General features: G+C 64.2%; 4 protein-coding genes. 1 reads left to right on the top strand and 3 read right to left on the bottom strand.

The genetic code is table 11. From position 1 onward, the window contains the following. Nucleotides 1–49 precede the first annotated feature (49 nt). Entirely contained in the window at nt 50–922 is an 873-nt protein-coding gene (locus QPK32_RS26400) for an aldo/keto reductase family oxidoreductase (protein ID WP_290415751.1), read from the bottom strand. Nucleotides 923–1038: 116 nt separating this feature from the next. On the opposite strand from QPK32_RS26400, the gene QPK32_RS26395 reads away from it, so the two are divergent. After that, nucleotides 1039–1950 (top strand): LysR family transcriptional regulator, encoded by a 912-nt coding sequence (locus tag QPK32_RS26395; protein WP_290415750.1) that lies wholly within the window; start codon nt 1039–1041, stop codon nt 1948–1950. Between the two features lie 18 nt (nt 1951–1968). On the opposite strand, the gene QPK32_RS26390 is transcribed toward QPK32_RS26395, so the two are convergent. Then, nucleotides 1969–2445, bottom strand: coding sequence for a YbhB/YbcL family Raf kinase inhibitor-like protein (locus tag QPK32_RS26390; protein ID WP_290415749.1), 477 nt, complete (start codon nt 2443–2445; stop codon nt 1969–1971). Nucleotides 2446–3183: 738 nt separating this feature from the next. Next, nucleotides 3184–3324, bottom strand: a complete 141-nt coding sequence (locus QPK32_RS26385; RefSeq protein ID WP_290415748.1) for a hypothetical protein — start codon at nt 3322–3324, stop codon at nt 3184–3186. Nucleotides 3325–3652 lie beyond the last annotated feature (328 nt).

Genomic DNA, 3652 nt, shown 5'->3' with positions numbered 1-3652 from the left:
AAACCCCACCAGGTGATCCTGGTGGGGTTTTTTGCTTTGGGCCGTCGATTTATCGTGCCCGTCCCATCGTGTCCAGCGCTTCCAGCGCACTTCCCGGCAACACGAGTTCCGCGGCCCGCAGGTTTTCGCGCAGATGCCTGACGGATGACGTTCCCGGAATCAGCAGGATATTCGGCGAGCGCTGCAACAGCCAGGCGATGGCCACCTGCATCGGCGTCGCGCCGAGATCCCGCGCGATCGCCGACAGCGCATCGGACTGCAAGGGACTGAAGCCACCCAGCGGAAAGAAGGGCACATAAGGAATCCCATCCCGTGCCAGCGCATCGATCAGCGTATCGTCGTTCCGGTACACCAGGTTGTACATGTTCTGCACGCACGCGATCGGCACGATGCGCCGTGCGTCCTCCACCTGGCGCGGCGTCACATTGCTCAGGCCGATGTGCCGGACCAGGCCACGTTCCCGCAGCGCCGCCAGCGCCGTTAATGGTTCTTCGAGCGATCCTTCTGCTGGCCCATGGACGTCGATCATGCTGCGCAGGTTGACCACGTCCAGCACATCCAGGCCGAGATTGCGCAAATTGTCGTGGACCGCCTGCTCCAGCTCCTGGCCCGACATCGCCGGCAGCCAAGCGCCCTGGGCATGGCGGCGCGCGCCGATCTTGGTGACGATCACCAGGTCGTCCGGATACGGATGCAGCGCTTCACGGATCAGCTGGTTGGTGATGTGCGGTCCATAGAAATCCGACGTGTCGATGTGATTGACGCCGAGCGCAATGGCTTCGCGCAGCACGGCACGTGCGCCGTCCACGTCCCTGGGCGGACCGAAGACACCCGGCCCCGCCAATTGCATGGCGCCGTAACCGAGGCGGCGGACGGGGCGGTCGCCGAGCAGGAAGGTGCCGGCCTTGTCGATGATGGTCATGTGTTCTCCTTGGTCGAATGATGACCTTGACGATAGGCGCGGCAGCACTGCATGACAATCCGGTGTAATCTGGATGGCCTGTACGTCAAAGCGCACAATCCATCCAGGGATACTCCATGAAAGTCGATCTCGGCGACCTGTCCGCCTTCGTCGCCGTCGCGCGTGCCGGCGGATTTCGCGACGCGGCGCGCCTCAGCAACAGCAGCGCATCCGGCCTCAGCGATGCCGTGCGGCGCCTCGAGACCAGGCTGGGCGTGCGCCTGCTCAACCGCACGACCCGCAGCGTCGTCCCGACGGAAGCAGGCCGGAGCCTGCTCGCCCGCCTGGATCCCGTGTTGAGCGAGGTCGACAGTGCACTCGACGTCATCAATGGCTTTCGCGACACGCCAACCGGCACGCTGCGGCTGAACGTGCCGGTCAGTGCCGCGCGGCTCGTACTGCCGGACATCGTGCCGCGCTTCCTCGCCGCCTACCCGGAGATTCGCCTCGAGATCATCGCGGAGGAAAGTTTCGTCGACGTGCTCGCTGCCGGCTGCGACGCCGGCATCCGCTACGAAGAGCGCCTCGAGCTGGACATGGTTGCCGTGCCGATCGGACCGCGCATCCAGCGCTTCGCGGCCGCGGCGTCGGCCTCCTACCTGGACAAGCACGGGCGGCCCCAGCATCCTGGCGACCTGCTCGGCCATGCCTGCATGCGGGGACGTTTCGCCAGCGGTACGGTCGTCCAGTGGGAATTCGAGCGCGACGGCGAGACGGTCAGGATCGAGCCGTCGGGCCAATTGCTCGTGCAGATTGGCGGTGCTGTCGACCTGGCCGTCGAGGCAGCGGTGCGCGGTCTCGGCGTCGTCTATCTGTTCGAGGATTGGCTACGCCCGTACATCGAACGCGGCGCGCTCGAGCCCGTGCTGGAACCCTGGTGGCCGCGCTTTCCGGGGCCCTATCTGTATTATCCGGGCCGACGGCTCGTGCCGGCGCCGCTGCGCGCGTTCGTCGACTTCATCAGGAACGACGCGGGTCCCGGCGCCTGACGCCCTCGCGATGGAATGCTAGCGGCCACGCTGGTAAGTGCCCACCAACGACGCCTGCTCCAGCACGTGTCCCCGCATCGCCCGCGCGAGATGAGCCCGGGTCGGGTGGCGCAAGTCGGGCAGCGCAGTGTCCAGCGCATAGAGCGTGTGGACGTAGCGATGGCGCCCGACGGGCGGGCAGGGACCGCCGTAGCGCGTGTTCTTCCAGTCGTTCAAGCCGGCTTCGGCGCCCGCGGGCAGTTCGGATTCGCGGACGCCGGCGGCCAGGTGCGATGTCTGCGGCGGGATGTTATAGAGCAGCCAATGGACCCACCTGACTGTCGGCGCCGCGGGATCGGGCGCATCGGGATCGTCGACGACCAATGCGAAGCTACGCGTGCCGGACGGCGCCTTCGACCACGACAGCGAGGGCGCGACGTTTTCGCCATCGCAGGTATGGCGCGCAGGGATGCCGGCGTCAGGATGGAAATCGTCGGAAAGAAGTGTCAGTGCCATGGGAGTGTCCGTCCGCTGCGGCGCGATCGGCCTTGCCGCCGGGCCGAGGCAGGCGTGACGGACGATTGCCCGTCAGTATGTCCTCACTTGCTTGGACACGCCTCGATACGCAAGGTTGCGCTGGAGCGATCGTCCATGCTGTACCGCCGGCTCGGACGCGCGTGCGGCCTGGCCGGCGGCTGCAGCACGGCGCCGCATGGCGCCGCGCGTTTCAGCCGTACGCAGCGCCGGTGTCCTACGGCCGGCTGATGTTGTCCGACCCGCACCTGCTTGCTGCATGAACGGCTGGGCTTACACCCGCCCCCGTCTGTGCTCCCCCCGATACCGGAACTTCAGGCAGGCCAGTGTCGCCCAGTTCGTAAAATCCTCGCTGTTGGCGGCAGCCGCATACATTTCCGCGGCCACAACTGGATTATCCATTTGCCAAAAGGCTCATCTGTACGGCGGCTCACACAACCGCAGTGCATCCGGCAAAAGAGTCACGACCGGGGTTCGTCGACCTGGACGGGATCGCGGCGTGGCAGCAGATACCAGAGTCCCACGAACAGTCATAGTGTGGCAACCGCGGCCGTGACGCTAAGTGAGAGCATGTCGGTTGCAAACGACACCACCGTCAGCAACTTGAAGAGAGTCCGACGACCAGCGGAATTAGGGCGCCGCGAATGGCGCGCCGCGATACGCGGATCATCTGCGAGGTAGCGAAACCATGTCGGGCGCGATAGTAGACAGCCGGCGTCATCAGCATGCCATCGTGACGACCATGAACCCAAGTCCCGCCAGGTGGCACACTTGCGCGTAAGCAGGCAAATTCTCGAAGCGTTCGTTGAAGACGGCGATCCTCTGGAAGCCGAACACTGCCTGCAGCCCCGGCAGGATCACGCGCGCCTCTTCATGATGTTGCGCATCTCACGGTCGTTTTTCTTTTGTTGAGAAGCGTCATCGTCCATGGGCGACAGTAGCGTCAAGCAGGGCCGTATTCACCGACAGCACGATTGGCGTTCTTCATGCGTGATGGGTAGCCACGTCGACGAAAAAAGACTCTTGCGCAAGCACTCATCCGTTTGCTATAGTTCGCGTCCTGCTTCTGCAGCGCAGTAAAAGCTGAACGAAATCAAGTAGTTGAGCTTTGAGTTTTTGATAACTCGGCTAGCGCGGTAGAAAACGAGGGGGGTTGACGAGTTAAGCGAAGTACTGCATAATCTCATTC

The sequence above is a fragment of the Massilia sp. YIM B02763 genome (genome assembly GCF_030412015.1).
GTDB lineage: Bacteria > Pseudomonadota > Gammaproteobacteria > Burkholderiales > Burkholderiaceae_D > Telluria.
This window is presented reverse-complemented; position numbering and strand designations above follow the sequence as displayed.